At 71.3% G+C, this 17,527-nt stretch carries 20 protein-coding genes; 8 read left to right on the forward strand and 12 right to left on the reverse strand.

Annotation, left to right across the window (positions count from 1 at the left end):
• Positions 1-238 (forward strand): helix-turn-helix domain-containing protein (locus EFL26_RS02880; protein ID WP_148046614.1); only part of this gene is annotated, 238 nt, incomplete at its 5' end.
• Positions 239-451: 213 nt separating this feature from the next.
• Positions 452-997 (forward strand): DUF6448 family protein, encoded by a 546-nt coding sequence (locus tag EFL26_RS02885; RefSeq protein WP_123221388.1) that lies wholly within the window; start codon positions 452-454, stop codon positions 995-997.
• A 353-nt stretch (positions 998-1,350) separates the two neighbouring features.
• Here the strand turns inward: EFL26_RS02885 and EFL26_RS02890 are convergent, their stop codons facing one another.
• The 5 genes from EFL26_RS02890 to EFL26_RS02910 form a co-directional block, all read right to left on the reverse strand.
• Complete coding sequence (locus EFL26_RS02890; RefSeq protein ID WP_123221389.1) at positions 1,351-1,764, reverse strand: nuclear transport factor 2 family protein; 414 nt, start codon at positions 1,762-1,764, stop codon at positions 1,351-1,353.
• Positions 1,765-1,850: 86 nt separating this feature from the next.
• A complete protein-coding gene (locus tag EFL26_RS02895) occupies positions 1,851-3,371 on the reverse strand; it encodes an HD domain-containing phosphohydrolase (RefSeq protein ID WP_148046608.1) in 1,521 nt (506 codons plus the stop codon).
• A 132-nt stretch (positions 3,372-3,503) separates the two neighbouring features.
• Positions 3,504-4,322, reverse strand: coding sequence for a hypothetical protein (locus EFL26_RS02900; RefSeq protein WP_148046609.1), 819 nt, complete (start codon positions 4,320-4,322; stop codon positions 3,504-3,506).
• A gap of 44 nt (positions 4,323-4,366) precedes the next feature.
• Positions 4,367-4,876, reverse strand: coding sequence for a SigE family RNA polymerase sigma factor (locus EFL26_RS02905; RefSeq protein ID WP_123221392.1), 510 nt, complete (start codon positions 4,874-4,876; stop codon positions 4,367-4,369).
• Between the two features lie 144 nt (positions 4,877-5,020).
• On the reverse strand, positions 5,021-5,812 hold the full coding sequence (locus tag EFL26_RS02910; protein ID WP_123221393.1) for a class I SAM-dependent methyltransferase: 792 nt from the start codon (positions 5,810-5,812) through the stop codon (positions 5,021-5,023).
• Positions 5,813-5,995: 183 nt separating this feature from the next.
• Between EFL26_RS02910 and EFL26_RS02915 the strand changes: the two genes are divergently transcribed.
• Positions 5,996-6,520 carry an AMIN-like domain-containing (lipo)protein gene (locus EFL26_RS02915; RefSeq protein ID WP_123221394.1) on the forward strand — a complete coding sequence of 175 codons (525 nt, stop codon included), beginning with the start codon at positions 5,996-5,998 and terminating at the stop codon, positions 6,518-6,520.
• A 43-nt stretch (positions 6,521-6,563) separates the two neighbouring features.
• A complete protein-coding gene (locus EFL26_RS02920) occupies positions 6,564-7,283 on the forward strand; it encodes an SDR family NAD(P)-dependent oxidoreductase (protein WP_123221395.1) in 720 nt (239 codons plus the stop codon).
• A 16-nt stretch (positions 7,284-7,299) separates the two neighbouring features.
• On the opposite strand, the gene EFL26_RS02925 is transcribed toward EFL26_RS02920, so the two are convergent.
• The gene (locus EFL26_RS02925) at positions 7,300-7,773 is read right to left on the reverse strand and encodes a nucleoside deaminase (protein ID WP_123221396.1); all 474 of its coding nucleotides are present in this window, start codon (positions 7,771-7,773) and stop codon (positions 7,300-7,302) included.
• Between the two features lie 156 nt (positions 7,774-7,929).
• Between EFL26_RS02925 and EFL26_RS02930 the strand changes: the two genes are divergently transcribed.
• The gene (locus EFL26_RS02930) at positions 7,930-8,514 is read left to right on the forward strand and encodes a DUF6529 family protein (protein ID WP_221176815.1); all 585 of its coding nucleotides are present in this window, start codon (positions 7,930-7,932) and stop codon (positions 8,512-8,514) included.
• A 31-nt stretch (positions 8,515-8,545) separates the two neighbouring features.
• On the opposite strand, the gene EFL26_RS02935 is transcribed toward EFL26_RS02930, so the two are convergent.
• Positions 8,546-9,187: a TetR/AcrR family transcriptional regulator gene (locus tag EFL26_RS02935; RefSeq protein ID WP_123221397.1), complete on the reverse strand. Its 642-nt coding sequence runs from the start codon at positions 9,185-9,187 to the stop codon at positions 8,546-8,548.
• Between the two features lie 72 nt (positions 9,188-9,259).
• Here EFL26_RS02935 and EFL26_RS02940 point away from each other — a divergent pair, with 72 nt between their 5' ends.
• Genes EFL26_RS02940 through EFL26_RS02950 form a run of 3 tightly spaced genes read left to right on the forward strand, consistent with a single transcriptional unit; the run spans position 9,260 to position 10,579 of the window.
• Positions 9,260-9,613, forward strand: coding sequence for a hypothetical protein (locus EFL26_RS02940; RefSeq protein WP_123221398.1), 354 nt, complete (start codon positions 9,260-9,262; stop codon positions 9,611-9,613).
• 5 nt (positions 9,614-9,618) lie between these two features.
• On the forward strand, positions 9,619-10,185 hold the full coding sequence (locus EFL26_RS02945) for an antibiotic biosynthesis monooxygenase family protein (protein WP_148046610.1): 567 nt from the start codon (positions 9,619-9,621) through the stop codon (positions 10,183-10,185).
• Positions 10,154-10,579 (forward strand): YybH family protein, encoded by a 426-nt coding sequence (locus EFL26_RS02950; protein WP_123221400.1) that lies wholly within the window; start codon positions 10,154-10,156, stop codon positions 10,577-10,579. The genes EFL26_RS02945 and EFL26_RS02950 overlap by 32 nt, the downstream gene beginning before the upstream one ends.
• 49 nt (positions 10,580-10,628) lie before the next feature.
• On the opposite strand, the gene EFL26_RS02955 is transcribed toward EFL26_RS02950, so the two are convergent.
• The 5 genes from EFL26_RS02955 to EFL26_RS02975 form a co-directional block, all read right to left on the reverse strand.
• On the reverse strand, positions 10,629-12,302 hold the full coding sequence (locus tag EFL26_RS02955; RefSeq protein ID WP_123221401.1) for a GGDEF domain-containing protein: 1,674 nt from the start codon (positions 12,300-12,302) through the stop codon (positions 10,629-10,631).
• An 83-nt stretch (positions 12,303-12,385) separates the two neighbouring features.
• Complete coding sequence (locus EFL26_RS02960; protein ID WP_245999977.1) at positions 12,386-13,402, reverse strand: agmatine deiminase family protein; 1,017 nt, start codon at positions 13,400-13,402, stop codon at positions 12,386-12,388.
• Entirely contained in the window at positions 13,399-14,343 is a 945-nt protein-coding gene (locus tag EFL26_RS02965; protein WP_123221402.1) for a nitrilase-related carbon-nitrogen hydrolase, read from the reverse strand. Before EFL26_RS02965 ends, EFL26_RS02960 begins: the two co-directional genes overlap by 4 nt.
• Positions 14,340-15,953 carry an amidohydrolase gene (locus EFL26_RS02970; protein ID WP_245999978.1) on the reverse strand — a complete coding sequence of 538 codons (1,614 nt, stop codon included), beginning with the start codon at positions 15,951-15,953 and terminating at the stop codon, positions 14,340-14,342. Before EFL26_RS02970 ends, EFL26_RS02965 begins: the two co-directional genes overlap by 4 nt.
• Positions 15,950-17,440: an APC family permease gene (locus EFL26_RS02975; RefSeq protein WP_123221403.1), complete on the reverse strand. Its 1,491-nt coding sequence runs from the start codon at positions 17,438-17,440 to the stop codon at positions 15,950-15,952. Before EFL26_RS02975 ends, EFL26_RS02970 begins: the two co-directional genes overlap by 4 nt.
• Between the last annotated feature and the right edge of the window lie 87 nt (positions 17,441-17,527).

The raw sequence follows: 17,527 nt of genomic DNA on the forward strand, positions 1-17,527 counted from the left end.
GGCTGCGCGGAGCGCGGCGACGTTCCCGCAGCTCAGCGACCGCGAACGCGAGGTCCTCGACCTCCTGGCTCACGGCGACTCCAACAGCCGGATCGCGACACGGCTGACGATCTCGGAGAAGACCGTGCGCAACCACGTCTCGAACATCTTCGCGAAGCTGGCCGTCGCCGACCGCGCGCAGGCCATCGTCCGTGCGCGCGAGGCGGGGCTCGGCGTACACCCGCCGTACGAACGCTAGGTCCGGATCCCGAAGGACCCGAGCCTGCGTGCAGGCAGATCGAGCCGCGTCAATCCGCTCGGACACTGGGGCCTGGGCGGGATGAAGACGGGGCGGGACGTTCGCCTCTGCTCGGCGGCGCTCGGTCGACCTAGCGTGAGCAAGGTAGAGATCCGTCTCCCTCGCCGCCGCCGGCGAGCGGCGCCGAGGCACAACTGAGGGAGGGACGAAGGCATGCCTCCGCACTGCGACTCACTCGATGGTCCGGTCGTCACCGCCGCACGTCAGGCACTCGACGCCGGCGACGTCACCTTGATCCTGCCGTTCGTGCACGAGGACGGCGAGGCCGAGGTCCGGACGATGTTCAGCACCGTGCAGCCGGTGCGCAGCCTCGGCGGCCCTGCGCGCGAGGTGGCCGACCGGCTGTTCTTCGAGACCGTCGTCCGCGTCCACCGTGCCGGGGAGGGAGCCCCGTACGCCGGCCTGAAACCCGCCGGTCTGGACGTCGGCCCGGTGATCCCACTTGCCGAACGAGCCGTTGCGAGCGGATCGGCTGCCGACGTGGCGGAGTACCTGACCGGCGTCCTGCACGACGAGCTCAAGCACCGGCTGGAGAAGGTGAACACCTTGGCCGCCGCGAAGGACCAGTCCGTGCCCGACGCGCGGGCGTACGTGGAGGCGATGCTCGGATTCCAGGTCTACAGCCACCACCTGCTCCAGGCCCTGCACGCCCCGGCTCACGGTGATGCCGGACACGAACCCGGCCACAGCCACGAATAGACCCCTTGCCGCCTCAGCTGCGGTCCGAATCACGTCTGAGGACGGCGACGTCACGACGAGACGGGCACCGTGACGGCGAGGGAGATCACGTCCGCGAGGCTGGTCGTGCTCCGCCCGATGCGACCCCGCGGGGGTTCGGGAACGTCGGCCCTTGTCGTGCACGGCGGCGCGGCAGAACGCCGACGGTATGGGGAGCTCGACCAGGGCGACGGCCGCGCGACCGGGTCGGGTCCGTCGGCTGCAGTCAAGCCTGCGGGACGACAGGAGCGGGCGGGTGGTCTTCCTCTCCCCTGCCTGCTGAACCGGAACACCCGGTACCTGGGGCGCGTTCCGGCCGGGTGCGGTGGACGAGGTCAGGCCCAGAACTCCGTCACCGCCGGCGGGTCGCCGATGAACTGGTCGACCGAGCGGACCTTCCCGTCCTCGAGCTGGAAGTAGAGGATCTGGATGTCGTCGAGGGTGCGGCCGTCCGGGCGCTCTGCCGAGATCCGGGTCAGGACGGCGACCTGGCCCGCGCCGCTCGGCAGATACAGCTGCGGGACAGGGCGCAGGGTCCCGGCAGTGAGCTCCATCGAGGCCGCCAGGAAGCCGACGATCTCGTCGATGCCGTTCTTGATCCCTCCGAGGGAGTCGGGGTTGCGGTGGTTCCAGGTGGCGTCGCCGTGGAAGCCCGCGGCGAAGGCGACGATGTCGCCCGCGGCGACCGCCTCGAAGCCGGCCCTGACGGCATGGACGTCGGCCTGGGCGGTGTCGGTGATGGTGCTCATGGTGTTCCTCCTGAGTGGGTGGTGCGGCACATCAGGAACCTAGGAAGCCGCGGTACGCCGCCGCATCGACCGTTCGATCGATATCGCTAGGGAGTTGCGGCGAGGCCGTGCCGCATCGCGAACATGGCCAGTGCGGCCCGGGTCGTGACCTCGCACTTGCCGTAGATGTGCACGGTGTGGGTGTGCACGGTCGAGGCCGAGATGAACAGCCGCTCGGCGATCTGCTTCTTGGTCAGGCCGGCCGCGAGCAGCCGAAGCACCTCGAGCTCGCGCTCCGTGAGGTCGACCGGCAGGGCCGGGAAGCTCGGTGCGGGCCCGTCCGCAGCGGCGAGCACCGCGCGCACGGCGTCGCGATCGAGCGGCAGTTCCGAGATCCGCCGGGCGGCCTCGTCCGGGGTCATCGCCTGCCGGTACGGCCTGGGCTCGCCGAAGCCGTGCCAGGCCTCGGCCGCGGCGAGGAGGCGCGTGGTCGGGTCGAGCTCTGCGGCACGGACACCCATCGGGTAGCCCGAGCCGTCCATCCGCTCGTGGTGCCGGCTGACCACGGCGGACAACGGCTCCAGCACCGGCGACCGGGCCAGGATCCGCCCCGAGTGGTACGGATGCAGCCGCACCAGCTCCCACTCGTCCGGGTTCAGCGGCCCCGGCTTCTCCCAGATCCCGGTCGGGACCGCCACGCGTCCGAGGTCGTGCACCAATCCTGCGCGGTACGCGAGTCCGGCATCGGTGCCCGCCAGCTGGGCGGCGGCAGCCTTGGCCAGCCTTGCCACCCCGCGCGAGTGCCCCTGGAAGTACGGCGACTTCAGGTCGGCGGCGTCACCGAAACCGGCCAGCACGTCGTCGAGCTGGTCGTCGTCGTCGAAGTAGCGATGCGGCGTCGGTTCCGCGGCCACGACGGCAGCCCAGGCGTCCTCGGCGCGGGAGAGCCCGAGGAGCCCCTCCGCGTCGTCGAGGAATCGCCCGGCGATCTCGGGGTCCAGCGCCCGCCCGGACCAGCGGGTCACGGTTGCCACCGCCTGCTCGCTGCCGCCGACGGCGTCGAACATCGCGACCGCGTAGCCGACCGCGGCGAAGCGTGCCGGTTCGGGTACGTCGGCCCCGGACCGGCCGGCGGGCGCTCCCTTGCCGTCGTACCGCTCGAACGCGCAGAGGACCGACTCGCTGACGGCCGCAGGCAGGCCGAGCAGGGCGACCAGACCGGCGCCGACCTCGCAGTCTGCGCGGGCCGCCTCGGTGACCAGGCCCGGCACCCTCGGTATCCGCGCCAGGACCCTCAGCTTCTCGGAACCGCTTCCCAGACCGGCCAGGAAGCGCAGCGCCTCGGCGGGGTTCGCGGTGTCCGTCAGGTCGCCCTTGGCCCGCACCGCGATGTCATCGCCGCCGAAGTGCGCCGCCGCCTCGTGCGAGGTGGCGGCGCAGCCGGCGAAGCGCATCAGGGTCGAGTAGAAGACCTCGGACTGGCGCGGCGGCGAGAGCCCGGAACGCCGAGCCAGCTCGGTGGCGACGAGGCAGGACCGCATCGCCTCCCCGACCGGATGACCGCGCGTCAGGTCGCTGGTGACCGACAGCGCTGCCACCACACCGGCTACCCGCACCTGGCTCGGCACGCCCGGATCGTAGCGCCGGGCGGCCCCGGGCGTGGGTCTCGGCAGCAGCCGACTCGGGCTCGAAGCCCACGTCCGGGTCCTCCTCGGCCTGATCGTCCTCGTCGACGAGCTGGTCGGTCGACGCTCGACGGCCTACTTCGGCGCGACGAACCTGATCGACTCCAGGGCCGAGGCGGCCTCGTCCACCAGCGCCTTCGGTGCGTCTTCGGTGTGGAACATGTCGACCACCACGGTGGTCCCGTTCACGTCCACCACCCAGAAGTCGATGACGACGGTGCCGGAGACGGCCTGGCGGTTCTCGAAGTAGCTGATGCCGCGGGCGCGACCTCCGGCGGCGGCCGCCTGGTTGGCCACCAGGTAGGCGGCGCCGTCTCCGCACTTGGCGTCGACTCGCATCCGCAGATGGAGGGCGTCGTGCCCGAACGCAGTCGTCGGCGTCGGCTGCTGGACGACCTCGCTCCGCGGCATCCCGGCGAGCTGCTGGGCCAGCTGCTGCGGCTCGGTCGCGGCCGGCTCGAAACCGGCCGCCATCCTGCAACCGCCGGCCACCGACTCGGCCTGGTAGGCACCGATCCCGGCGAAGTGGTCACCGTCGTACGCCACCGGGTAGTTCGAAGCAGCCCAGTGCGTACCTCCGAGGGTCAGGTCTGCGTCGATCCTCGTCCCGTCCGCAGCAACGCCCACCTGGGCTCGATAGGTGCCGGCCTCAGCCGGCTCCTGGTCGTTGCTCACCCACCTCGGCGGGTTCGTGGCATCCGCCGACGCGGTCGGCACGGTGGCGACGCCGGCATCGGGATCACCATCCACGATCCGGGCGATGCCGTAGGCGCCGCCGGCGACGAGCAGCACCGCAGCGGCGGCAAGCCCGACCCACGTCGAGGTGCGGCGGCGGCGTCGCTCCTGCCCGCGATTGACCATGCGTTCGATATCGGGTGTGGGAGTGGTGCGCATCTCCGCCTCCTGACTGAGTACTGCTCTGAGTTCCTCTTCGAGATTCATGACTCGCCCAACACCTCTCCGACACCCGACGCGGACAGAGCCCGACGGAGTGCCTTCATCGCCGCCGACGTCTGTGACTTCACGGTTCCCGGCGCACACCCGAGGACGTCGGCGATCTGCGCCTCGGTCAGGTCCTCGTAGTAGCGCAGCACGATCACGGCCCGCTGCCGCACGGGTAGTGCGCACACCAGCGGCCACAGCAGCGACCGGTCGAGCACGCCGACCTCGATCGCCTCCCCGGCGGCCTCCGGCACCGAATCGGACGACACCTCGCGAAGCCAGGCTCGACGGCGGCTCGACACCAGCGCATTGGCCAGCATCCGGCGTACGTACGCCTCGGGGAAGTCCATCCTGCTGATCCTCGGCCAGCTCGCGTAGGCCTTCTCGAACGTGGTCTGGAGCAGGTCCTCGGCCACGGTCGGCGACGCGGTGAGGAGGTAGGCCAGGCGATACAGCGACGTCCATCGCGCGGCGACGAACTCGACGAAGTCCTGCTCGGTGCTCATCGCTCACCCCCGTGGATCGTCACACCCCCTGTAACGCGATGGTGTCCGATCCGGTTCGTCGGCGCCGGACATTGCGTTCCGCGACCGCCCACGTGCGTGCGCCGATTCGCTATAGGTCGGGCGCGTGTCTCGACGTGCTCGGCGTCAGGGAGACCGAGCCCAGGTCTGGACGAGGGTGAAGGTGAGTCCGCGCCGCGTGGGATCCGCCAGCTCGTCCTCGACCTCGGCGAGCAGCGTGTCCAGCTCGGACTCGGTGACCTGCTCCAGCAGTCGGGCCCGCAGGGAGGCCGCGAACTGCAGCGGCAGCCGGAGGTAGGGATGGCCGGGCTCCAACGCGACGATGTCCGCGCGGATCTCGGGCTGCATCCCCATGCCCTGGAGGAGGTCGTACGTGAACCGGCCCGCGTCGAAGTCCCCACCGGCGGATCGGAACGCCTGCAGGATCATCTCGATCAGGTGGCGGGCGCGAGGGGCCTCCGGGGTGAACGTCCACGAGGCGGTGTCGGGATCTTCGAAGGCCAGGATCCCGCCGGGAGCAACGAGGCGCGACAGCGCGCCGATCTGGTTCTCGAACCTTCCCAGAGGTGCGAGCTGGAAGCGCGCGTGCACCAGGTCGAAGGACCGGGGAGGCAGACGACTGTCGAAGAGGTCGTCGCGGACGAGCTCCACGTTGGTCAGCCGCTCCGCGCTCAGGAAGGAGCCCGCTTCGCGTAGCAGGTCGTCGGAGATGTCGGTCCCGACGCAGGTGCCGCTCGGGCCCACCCATGCGCTGAGCAGGCGCAGCCAGCCCAGGCAGCCGCAACCGACGTCGACCACGCGTTTGCCCTCGCCCGCACCGAGGAACTCCAGCAGTCGGCTGCCGGCAGGCTCCCAGACCCTCGACTGGAGCTGCAGCCTCTCCAGCTCGGTCAGCTGCCCCGCCATCAGGTACGACACTGCTGGATCATCCCGCCACGGCAATCGCTCGTCCAGGACCTCGCACGCACGGCTGCGATCCCCGGACCTGGCCGAAGCCCTCCGAAGGAGGACCACCGGCCCTGCCCTCAGCGGGCCGTCCGGCGGACGCTGGCAAGGGAACGACCCGCAAGGTACGGGTCCCCCAGCATGCGAGGTAGTGCCATGAAGCGTCTCCGTGTCCTCTTCGTTCTCCTGATCACCGTCCTGGTCGGCGCCCTCCTGAGCCCGCCGGCGTCCGCGGGATCCGTGTGGTTGACCAGCAATGCCTCCTGGACCAACCCGACGGCATCGTCGCCACTCCCCCGGGTCATCAGCCTGAGCTACGCGCAGCACCAGACCTTCGACCGCGTGGTGATCCGGATCCGCGGGCCGCTCCCCGGAGGCAGCGCCCGCTACCAGCGATCGTTCAGCTACGACCCGAGCGGTCTGCCCGTGCCCATCCGGAGCACGTCAGGACTCCAGGTCACGCTGACCCCGGCGTACGGCCACGACGACGCCGGGCACAACCTGTACGTCGGTCCCCGGCTCGCCCACCCGCGGTTCCCGACGCTCAGGGCACTGGCCTACACCGGCGACGCCGAGGGACAGGTGACCTTCGCCTTCGCCCTCGATCACCGCGCCCCCTACCGCGTCTTCACCCTGTCGTCCCCGTCCCGGATCGTCATCGACTTCCGGCACCGGAGCTGAGCGCGCGCGACGGTGACGGGCTCGCGCTGCCAGACTCTGCGCCGTGAGCAGACGATTCGAAGGCAAGCGCGCACTCGTCACCGGAGCGGCCGGGGGTGTCGGCCGGGCGACGGTCGAGCTTCTCGCTGGGGAAGGCGCCACGGTTGTCGGTCTCGACCTGGACGCGAGCGATGATGTGCTGGCCTGTGACGTCAGCGACGAGACCTCCGTGCGCGCTGCCGTCACCGCTGCGGCCGAGCGCCTGGGTGGGCTCGACGTGGTTGTCAACGTCGCTGGCGTCGACCAGTTCCGCAGGTTCGAGGACCTCGACCTCGCCGTCTGGCAGCGCCACCTCGGCGTCAACCTGACCGGCCCGATGCTGATCAGCCACGCCGCCCTGCCGTACCTGCGCGAGTCCCGGGGCAACATCGTCACGATCGCCTCCATCGCCGGCCTGCGGGCCCAGCCCTACCAGGCGGCCTACTGCGCCTCGAAGGCCGGCGTCATCCAGCTCATGAAGTCCCTCGCGCTCGAGCTCGCCGCCGACGGCATCCGCGTCAACACCATCTGCCCCGGCGGCGTGGAGACCGACCTGCCGACCAAGGCCGCGGCCGAGCACCCCGACACCGACCTCGACTGGGGCCTGCTGATGGAGACCGCGGGCGCGCGCTACGGCTTCATGCCGCCCAGCGACATCGCCGACGCCATCGCCTACCTCGCGTCGGACGCCGCGGCCTCGGTCACCGGGGCCGTGCTCTCGGTCGACCGCGGCACCGCCTGCTGACGGGCGAACAGCCCGTTCACTCGCGGTGAGCCGCCTCCTGGTGCAGCACGAACATCATCTGGTCGTACGGCGGCACCGGTCCCGTGACGTGGATGCCGGGCAGGACGGTCGAGAGCGGCAGGGTGGCGACCGGAGAAGCCGACAGGCCCCAGGACGCGCGCCACTCGGACAGCTGGGCTGCCGAGACCGCATAGACGACCGCGCCGAGTCCGACCCACCCGTGTGCGGCGGCGCACATCGGGCAGTGCTCGCCGGAGGTGTAGACGGTCGCGCTCGATCGCTCCAGGGCGTCGAGGTGTCGCCAGGCCCACTGGGCGAGCTCGAGCTCGGGGTGGGCCGTCGGATCGGCGAGGGTTCGTTCCTTGTTCCGGGCCTCGGCCAGGACGTTCCCCGCCGCGTCCACGAGCACCGAACCGAAGGGATCGTCCCCGTCGTCCAGCGCCTCGCGCGCGAGCTCGACGCAACGTGCCAGGTGCTTGTCGTGATCCATCGTCGCGATCGCTCCGCCATCTCGCCGTGAGGTCGGTCGCAGTATGCGCCCGGCACGTCAGACACGGCGAGCCGAATACGCCGGCCCGCAACAATGACCAACGCTGCGGCCCGACCGCTCCTTCCGGACCGGCGCCGACACCGGCATCCTGAACCCATGGCAGACACCACGGCCCCGCGGAGCATGGCCGCGCCGCTCGCCGCGCTCACGGCGGGGGCGGTCGTCGCCGTCCTCCTCGGCGCGTTCGGCAAGGTGCACGATCCGACGCTGTCCGGTACGACGACCCTGGGCTTCCGCACCGTCATCGCGATGAAGGTCGTCCTGACGGTGGTGATCGGGGTGCTCGCGGTCCTGCAGGTCCTCGGCGCACTGTGGCTGTACGGCAAGCTCGGGATCGCGGCTCCCCGGTGGCTCGGCACGGCGCACCGCATCTCCGGGACGACGGCGCTGCTGCTGTCGGTGTTCGTCGCGTACCACTGCCTCTGGGCGCTCGGCCTCGAGACCGGCCGGTTCCACGACGGCACGCCCGTGCCGGTTCGGACCGTCGTGCACGGCGTCCTCGGCTGCGCCGTCTTCGGTGCTGTCGTCGTGAAGGTGGTCGCGGTGCGGTCCCGGCGCGCGCCCGGGTGGTTCCTGCCCGTCGCCGGCGGCGTGCTGTTCGCGCTGCTCATCGCGGCCGTACTGACCTCGGCGGGCTGGTACCTCAGCACGCACGGCTGGCCGAGCACCGGCGGCTACTGACCAGGCTGGCCCTGGAGCGCGAGACCGGAGGTCAGTCGGGCAGGAGCGCCCGCTTCAGCATGTCGGCCACCCAGGCGGCGTGCTTGCGACGGCTCCAGCCGAGCTCCTCGCACAGCAGCCGGCCGACGTCCGGGCTGACGATCGCGAAGATCGTGTCCGCTGCAGCGGCTTCGCTCATCCGCAACGGGCCGCGTGCGGCGAACCAGCCGGCGTACACCCGCATGTTGCCCATCCGGTTCTTCTCCAGCATCGCCAGGGTCTCGGCGACCGCGGGCTCGCTGGCGGCCGCGCTGCGCATCACGTCGAAGACGGGGCGCAGCGCCACGTTGAGCTTGGTGATGAACTCCGCGAACAGCTCGATCTGACGGACGGGGTCGGTCTCGTTCCTGACCGCCTGCGCCTCCGGTCCCTCGGCGACGTTCGCCACGGCCTCGTCGGGCACCAGCCGAAGGTCGACCATCGCCGGGATCAGTGCGGCCTTGTTGCCGAAGGCAGCGTGCACGGTGTCCCGCGCGACGCCGGCACGCTCGGCGATGTCCTTCATCGTCGCCTTCGCATAGCCCTTCTCGCGGAACAGCTCGTCGGCGGCCTGCACGATCCGGGCGCGAGTACGACGGGCCTGCTCATCGCGCACCGAGGACGAGTAGGAGCGGGTGCTCTTGACATCGGTCACAAATTGATCCTACCGTCACTTTATTGATCCGACATATTGTCGGGTGAATATTTCGACTGGTAAGGAGTCGCCATGAACCTGCTCTTCACCGTCCTCGGAGCATTCACGCTCGGCCGGCTCGTCCCGCACCGTGCGGCAGCCCTGGTGACGTACCTGGTCGTCGACTCGTTCCTGTTCAGCTTCCAGACGCTCAACGTGCTGCTCACGTGGATGTCCGGGGGGAACGGGATGGGTGGCGCCTCCGGCTTCGGCGACTCTCCGACCGGGACGTTCCCGATCGACTACGCCACCGGCGAGGTGGTCGGCTACGGGGTCGTGAACCTGGCCATCACGACGGTCGGGGTGGGCCTGGTCCTGCTCGGCGCTCGTCTCCGCGACCGCCGCGCCGGGCGTGTTCCCGCCCCCGAGACCGTCACGGTCGGGTGATCGCCATGGATGTCACCGTGGACCTGGTCACCGGTCCCCCGCCACCCGAGGCGACGGCCGCGATGCAGGCCATCGAGGGGATACGCATCGTGCCGGTCATGCTGAACACCCAGTCGGGGCCCGAAGGTCACCTCGGGCCGGAGAGCGCGGGCGCGATCCTGGTCCTTCAGGGCACGTTCGCGGCAGAGGAGCGGTTCCACGAGTTCTGGACCCACGTGATCGGTCTGATGGAGCTCCTCGCGACCGCACCCGGCTTCATCCGGCGCTACAACTTCGCCGACGGGCCGCACTACACCTTGATGGCCTGGTGGCGCACCGTCGAGGACGCACACGCCTTCTTCGCCCGGCCCGAGCACCAGGCGGCGATGCGCAGGACCTTCGAACGGCGGTGGAACTACACCCACTTCGCCGGCCTCTGGACCATGGCCGAGCAGCGCCAGCGGCTGTTCTTCTGCCAGAGCTGCGACGGCATCACCCCCTCCACCGAGTCGGCCTGCACCGGGTGCGGCTCACCCCTCCAGGACCCCTACGGAGCCCCCGATGTCCACGCAGCTGCAGGCGTTCCTCGATGAGTGGATCCCGGTCCAGCACAAGACCGGGATCGACATGCACAGCGGTGACACCTCCTCGTGGATCGAAGCCTGGTCGCACCGGGAGCCGGTGACCGTCTTCGGCGCCGGGGTGCGCGCCAGAGCCGGATGGGAGGCGGTCCACCGCACGATCACCTGGGTCGCGAGCGCGTTCGCCGACTGCCCGAGCTACGAGTTCGAGCTGATCACGGCCGGCGTCGAGGGCGACCTGGCCTACACCTGCGGCTTCGAGCGGTACACCGCCGTACGTCCGAGCGGAGAGACGGTGCGCAACGAGCTGCGCGTCACCCAGCTCTACCGACGCGAGGACGGCGTCTGGAAGATCGTCCACCGGCACGGCGACCACGCCCTTCGGGTCGACCCCGGCACCGACTAGACCCGGACCAGGCCGAGGGCGCCCAAGCGGCTTCGGCCGGCTCCACCCCTCAGGTCCGCGGCTCGAAGACCGCCTCGACGCGGTTGCGCCCCTGCCGCTTGGCGGCGTAGAGACGCTGGTCGGCCAACGCGATCGCGGCGGCCAGGTCGCCGCCAGGGGCGACCATCGCCAGACCGATGCTGACCGTCACGGCGAGGCCGGGCTGCAGGGACTCCCAGTCGAACGCCGCCACCCCGGCACGCAACAGCTCGCAGCGTGCGGTGGCGTCCGTCAGCGACAGGCCGTCGACCCCGACCAGGAACTCCTCGCCACCGATCCGGGCCACGAGGTCGCTCTCCCGGACACGGGCCCGGAGCGTGTGCGCGATCTGCTGGAGCACCCGGTCGCCGACCAGGTGGCCGAACCGGTCGTTGACCGTCTTGAACAGGTCGACGTCGATCATCGCCACACCGAGCGGGCGAGCGGCGCCGGCAACGGCGGCCAGCCAGAGCTCGGCGTTCCGGCGGTTGGCCAGGCCGGTCAGCGGGTCCTCGGTCGCCTGCTGCTGGAGAGCGGCCTTCTCGGCCTCGAGCTCGACCGTGCGCAGCCGGTGGAGCTCGGTCTCGAGACGGGCGTTGTCCGCCTCGAGCCGAGCGTTGTCGAGCTCGAAGTGGTGCTGGGCCATGCGCGCACGGGCCGCGGACAGCTCGTTGTGCGCGGCGCGCTCGAGACGGTGGTACTCGCGGTAGTGACGCAGCGCCGACGCCGGGTCACCCACCTGCTCGTAGGCGGCGGACAGCTCACGATGGATCTCCATCGCGACCGGCATCTCCCCGGCTTCGAGGACGCGGCCGAGTGCCTCGCACAGCTCGGTGATCGCCGTGGCGCAGTCGCCGCGCATCATCCGGACCTGCGCCCGGTGCTGCATCGCGGACGACTCGAGGGAGGGATACCCGTGGCGCGCCGCGATCGCCAGGGCGTCGCCGATCATCCGCTCTGCCCCCGCGTGATCGCCGGCGAGCGCGAGCAGCATGCCGAAGTTGTCCAGGCAGATGGACTCCCGGTAGGGGTGGCTCGCAGCGCGAGCGAGCCGGAGCGCCTCGGCAACGTGGTCCGTCGACGCGCGCAGCATCGCCTCGGCGCCGGTCGTGTCGCCGTCCGCCAGCAGCTCGGCGACCCGGTGGACGGCGTTGTCGCCGACGTTGTTGAGGATGCAGAAACGCGCCTCGTCGCCCATGCCGTCCACCATGCCGAGCGCCCGCAGGAGGTACTCCGCGCTCAGCCGGTGATTGCCCATGTTGCCGTGGACCACGCCGGTCCGGTTGTGCACCCAGTACAGAAGGTCGCGGTCGGCCAGGTCGTGGGCGATCTGGCGCGCCCTCGAGAGCACCTCGAGCGCCTCCTCGTGCATGCCGAGCTCCGTCAGGGCCAGGGCCTCCACGGTGAGCACGTTGCAGGCCACGGACCGGTCACCGGCGGTGTACTCGAGCAGCGCGACGGCATCCCGGCACGCGATGATCGCCTCCTCGTACTCGCCGAGCCGCAACAGCTGGCTGGCGAGCATGTGCAACGCGTCGGCCTGGCCGGTGGCGTCGCCGGACGACTGGGCGAGCGCGAACGCTCGCCGCGCGAGATCCGAACCGGACCGGTAGTCGCCGGCCAGCCTCGCCTCCTCGGCGAGGTCGAGCAGCGCGCGCAGCCCCACCGCGGGGGCGGCAGGTGGAGTGGCGGCGCTGGCTGTCATGGGTGAAACATCGCCACGAGGCACCGATTGCTGAGCCAATTCCCGCGGAGCGTTTCATTCCGCTGCGCATGTCGGAGGCGGTCTCACGGCCCCACCACCTGCACCAACGGCTCCTGCTGGGTGATGCAGTGGACTCCCCCACCCCGTGCGAACAGCGGCCGCGCGTCGACGCCGACGACCTCACGACCCGGGTACGCCGCGGCGAGACTCTCGAGCGCCGTACCGTCACGCGGGTCGTCGAACACGCACGCGACGACCCCGCCGTTGCACACGTAGTGGTTGAGGTAGCTGTAGTCGACCGGTCCGTCCTCGTCGGTGAGCACCTCGGGTGCGGGCAGGTCGACGATCGCGAGGTCGTCGGGCACGGCGGCTCGGACGACCTCCATCACCGCGTGGTCCGGGTGCGAGTCATCCGGTTGCGCGTGCAGCAGCACGGTGCCGGGCGAGGGCATCGTGGCCACGATGTCCACGTGCCCTCGGGTGCCGAACTCGTCGTAGTCCCGGGTGAGCCCGCGCGGCAGCCACACCACCCGCTGCACTCCCAGCGTCCGGCGCAGCTCCTCCTCGACGGACGCGCGGGTCCAGGACGGGTTCCGGCCGGGATCGAGCTGCACCGTCTCCGTGACGAGCACGGCGCCCTGCCCGTCGACATGGATGCCGCCGCCCTCGTTGACCATCGCCGAGGGGACGACGGTCGCACCGGCCCACTCGGCGACCTGACAGGCGACTCTGGCGTCGTGCTCCCAGCGGGCCCAGGGCTGGGCGCCCCAGCCGTTGAACACCCAGTCGACCGCACCGAGCCCGTCGGGGCCGACGACGAAGGTCGGCCCGATGTCACGCATCCAGGCGTCGTCGAGCGGCGCCTCGAGCACCTCGACGTCGCTGCCGAGCCAGTCGCGGGCGACCCTCGCCGCAGAGGGGTCGGCGACCATCCGCACCGGCTCGAACTCCGCGACCGCGTGCGCCACGGCCGCCCAGACGCCCCGGGCCTCGTCGGCATCGGCCTCGGAGTCACCGAGCGTGTAGCCCGCCGAGGGCCACGCCATCCAGGTGCAGCGGTGCGGTTCGGTCTCGGCCGGCATCCGCCAGCGCGGGCTCACGGGTGGTCGGGCCGCGCGAGCGCGGCGTACGTGTCGGGGCGGCGCGTGCCGAAGAACGGGAACAGCGTGAGCCAGTCCCGTCGCTGGTCGAGGTCGAGGTCCGCCACCAGCACGGCCTCCTCGTCGCGCGGCGCCTCGACGAGCACGCGCCCGTACGGGTCGACGACGAACGACGACCCGTAGAACGTCAGCTCGCCCTCCACCCCCGTGCGGTTCGGCACCACGACGAACAGGCCGTTGGCGATGGCGTGTCCGACGATCACCTGTCGCCACAGCGGCTGGGTGTCGAAGTCGGGGTGGTCCGGCTCGGAGCCGATCGCGGTCGGGTACGCGAGCAGGTCGGCCCCCTGCAGGCCGTAGATCCGCGCCACCTCGGGGAACCACTCGTCCCAGCAGGTCGGAAGCCCGAGCCGCAGGTCCAGCTCATCGACGTCGTGCACGGGGTAGGCGTCGTCGGCCGGCCCCGGCCGGAAGTACGCGTCCTCGCCGTACCCCTCCGTCACCGGGATGTGCGTCTTCCGCGTCCGTGCGACAACCCGGCCCGACGGGTCCACCAGCACCGCGGTGTTGAAGCCGAGCCCGTCGCCGGTGCCGTCCGGGTCGGCGCGCTCGTAGAGCGACGCGTGCACGAACACGCCGTGGCGGCGGGCAGCGTGCGACGCGAACGCCACCGTGGGCCCGGTCTCGAGGTCCTCCGCCGACGCCGCCGGTACGCCGACCGGTGGCTGGTACGCCGGGTACCGCGACAGCGTCAGCTCCGGCAGGAAGACCACCTGCGCGCCGGCACCCGCGGCCAGGTCGATGCCTTCTCCGAGCACCTTCGCCAGGTCGTCCGCGTCCTCGCGCCAGGCGTGCTGGACCAGCCCGACCCGCACGGTCGCCCGCGCCGGCGGGTCGACGCGCGCCGGAGAGTCGAGTGCCGAGCCGGTGACGAGCCTCATGCGCCCGCTCCCACCCGCTCCGCCTGGTGTGAGACGGCTCCCTCCACGACGGTCAGCATGATCGGAGCATCGACCAGCTCGTCGGCCGGCGCAACCAAAGGGTCGACCGCGAACGCGGTCAGGTCCGCACGCTTGCCGACCTCGAGGGTGCCGGCGACGTCGTCCTCGCCCACCGACCAGGCGGCGTGGGTGGTGTAGCCCTCGAGCGCCATCCGGGCGGAGATCGCCTGCTCCGGCCCGATCGGCGTGCGGTCGGGAGCACCGCCGCGCCGGCGCAGCTGGGCCGCAGCGAGGATCCCGCGCGGGTCGACGTCGGCGATCGGCCAGTCGGAGCCGAGCGCGACCCGCACGCCTGCCTGGCGCAGGTCCCGGACCCGCCAGCCGCGGCTTGCCCGCACCGGCCCGAGCCGGGTCGACCAGTTGTCGCTGTGGTCGGCAGCGACGTACTCCGTGCAGTGCGTCGGCTGCATGCTCGCCGTCACCGGCAGCCGGCCGAACTCCGCCACCAGGTCGTCGGGGATGGTCTCGATGTGCTCGATCCGGTGGCGGACCTGCCTGCCGGTGGCCGAGAGTGCACGCAGCACGTGCCGCACGCCCTCGTCGCCGATCGCGTGCGTTGCCGTGGGCACTCCGTGCGCGTCGAACCAGGCGATCGCGCGGGCGTACGCCGCCGGGTCGGGCCAGTACGCCGACGTGCACTCGCCGTGGCTGTCCGGCTCGGTGAGCCACGCGGTGCCGTTGTCGACGGTGCCGTCGATGAACAGCTTCACGCCGCCCACGTGCCAGCGCCGACCCCCGGTGCCCTGCAGCGCCGCGAGCGCTGCCCAGTCGTCCTCGTCGGTGCCCGGCTGCGCCCAGGGCGAGCAGCGCAGCCGGATCGGCAGGTCGCGATCGGCCTCGATCCGCTGGTAGACCCCGGACGCCCGTGCCACGTGCTCCATCGCGTGGGCGCCGGTGATCCCGACACGGGCCATCGCGGCCAGCGCGTCGTGCACATGGTCCGCGACCTCGTCGTCGGTCGCGGTGGGCACGTGGCCGTCGACGAGCGCGATCGCGGCCGCCTCCAGCAGGAAGCCGGTCGGCCTGCCGTCGGCGTCGCAGACGACCTCGGACTTCTGGTCGAAGACCCGGGGTCCGTCGACGCCGGCGATCCGCAGCGCGGTCGTCGACGCCAGTGCGGAGTGGGCGTCGAAGAGCCGGAGCAAAGCGGGCCGGCCACCGACGGCGTCGTCGATGTCGGCCGACGTCAGGCCTCGGCCGGGCGCGACGTTGGGGTCCAGCCCCCATCCCAGCACCCACGCGTCCGGCGCGAGGGTGGCCGCCCGGTCGGCGAGGGCGCGGCGTACGCCGTCGAGGTCCAGGCCGAGCAGCCCGACACCGCGGGTGAGCTCGGCGCCGTTGACGGGGTGGATGTGTGCGTCGACGAGACCGGGCGTGACGGTGGCCGACCCCAGGTCGATGACCCGGGTCGAGGATCCCCGCCACGTCGCGACGTCGTCGCGGGTCCCGAGAGCGGCGATCCGGCCGGACCGGACGGCGACCGCAGTGACGCCGGTGTCGGCGTCGGCCATCGTCCGGATCCGGTCGGCGCAGACCACGAGATCGATCACTGAGCCTGCTCCACGGCCGCGTCGTCATGGGCGAGCAGCGCGATCGTCTCGGGCCGGACGCTGCGCAGCACCAGACCGCCGACGACCCCGAGCAGGAGGATGGCCGGCACGGCGCCCACGAGCACCTCGTTGGTGGCCCTGGGCGCGCCCGTGAGCACGTCGAGGTGCTTGACCACCGCGTAGATCACCCAGGCCATCAGCCCGGCCGCGACCACCGAGGTCGACATGAGGAACGTGCGCCGCGGCACGTCGCGGCGACGGAAGAAGAAGGCGACCGCCGCTGCCGCGGCGAGCGCCTGCAGCAGGATGATGCCGATCACGCCCGGCGTGTTCACCTTGATCAGCAGGTCGTTGAACGGGTCGAGGCCGAACAGCGCGAACAGCAGCACGACCGTCAGGGCGAGCACGCTCTGCACCGCGCCGGCGAACGCCGGGCTGCCGGCACGGTTGGTGCGGGCGAAGACGCGCGGCAGGGCACCGCTCTCGGCCATGCCGAAGGTGTACCGGTTGATGGCGTTGTGGAAGGCGAGCTGCGAGGCGTAGACGCTGGTCACGATGAGCAGGTACATCGCGTGCTCGGCCCAGCCACCGACGTACTGGTGGATGGTGGCGAAGAACAGCGCCGGACCCTGCTTGCCGGCACCGGCCTGGACGTCGGCCTGGCCGAGCGCCTGCACGACGGTCCAGGAGATGAAGCAGTAGAACAGCGCCATGAACGCGACCGCGGCGTACGTCGCGCGCGGGATCGTGCGGGCGGGGTCACGTGCCTCCGCGCGGTACAGCGCGGTGGACTCGAAGCCCATGAACGCGGCGAAGCAGATGCCGAGCACGGCCAGGACGCCGCTGTTGAAGATGTTGTCGGGGTTGAACGACGCGACCCCGAGCCCGTGCGCGCCTCCGTGGAGGACGATCGAGACGCCCATGATCGCCAGGATCGCCGACTCGAGGGTGATCAGCACGACGAGCACCTTGGCCCCGACGTCGATCCCGGCCGCACCGAGGATGAACACCACCACGACCGCGATCGCCGAGATCACCCACCAGGGAGCGGTGAAGCCGAACAGGTCGTCGAGCGCGGCACGGGTCTGGATGCCGAAGAGCCCGTAGACCCCGATCTGGAGCAGGTTGTAGGAGACCAGCGCGAGCACGGCGGCTGCGAATCCCGCCGTGCCCCCGAAGGCGTGCCCGATGTAGACGAAGAACCCACCGGTCCGCCGGATCGTCGCCGCCATCGCGGTGAAGCCGATCGCGAAGATCGACAGCACGATGCCGGCCAGCAGGTAGGCACCCGGCACACCGACGCCGCCGATCGCCAGCGCGATCGGGGCGACGCCCGCCATGACCGTCAGCGGGGCGGCGGCGGAGATCACCGTCGCGGCGACGCCGACGGTGCCGACGGAGTCGGCGCGCAGGGTGGTCCCGCCGCCGGCCAGGGCGGTGGAGGGTTCGGAGACCGAGGAGGTGGAGCTGGCAGAGACTGCAGACATGGCGACCTCGCATCGCTAAAACGAATAAGATTCGTTTGAGTATGGTTGCGACCTGGATCACCTGGCAAGGGATCCGTCGCAGTTTCG

The sequence above is a fragment of the Nocardioides pocheonensis genome, from assembly GCF_003725535.1.
GTDB lineage: Bacteria > Actinomycetota > Actinomycetes > Propionibacteriales > Nocardioidaceae > Marmoricola > Marmoricola pocheonensis.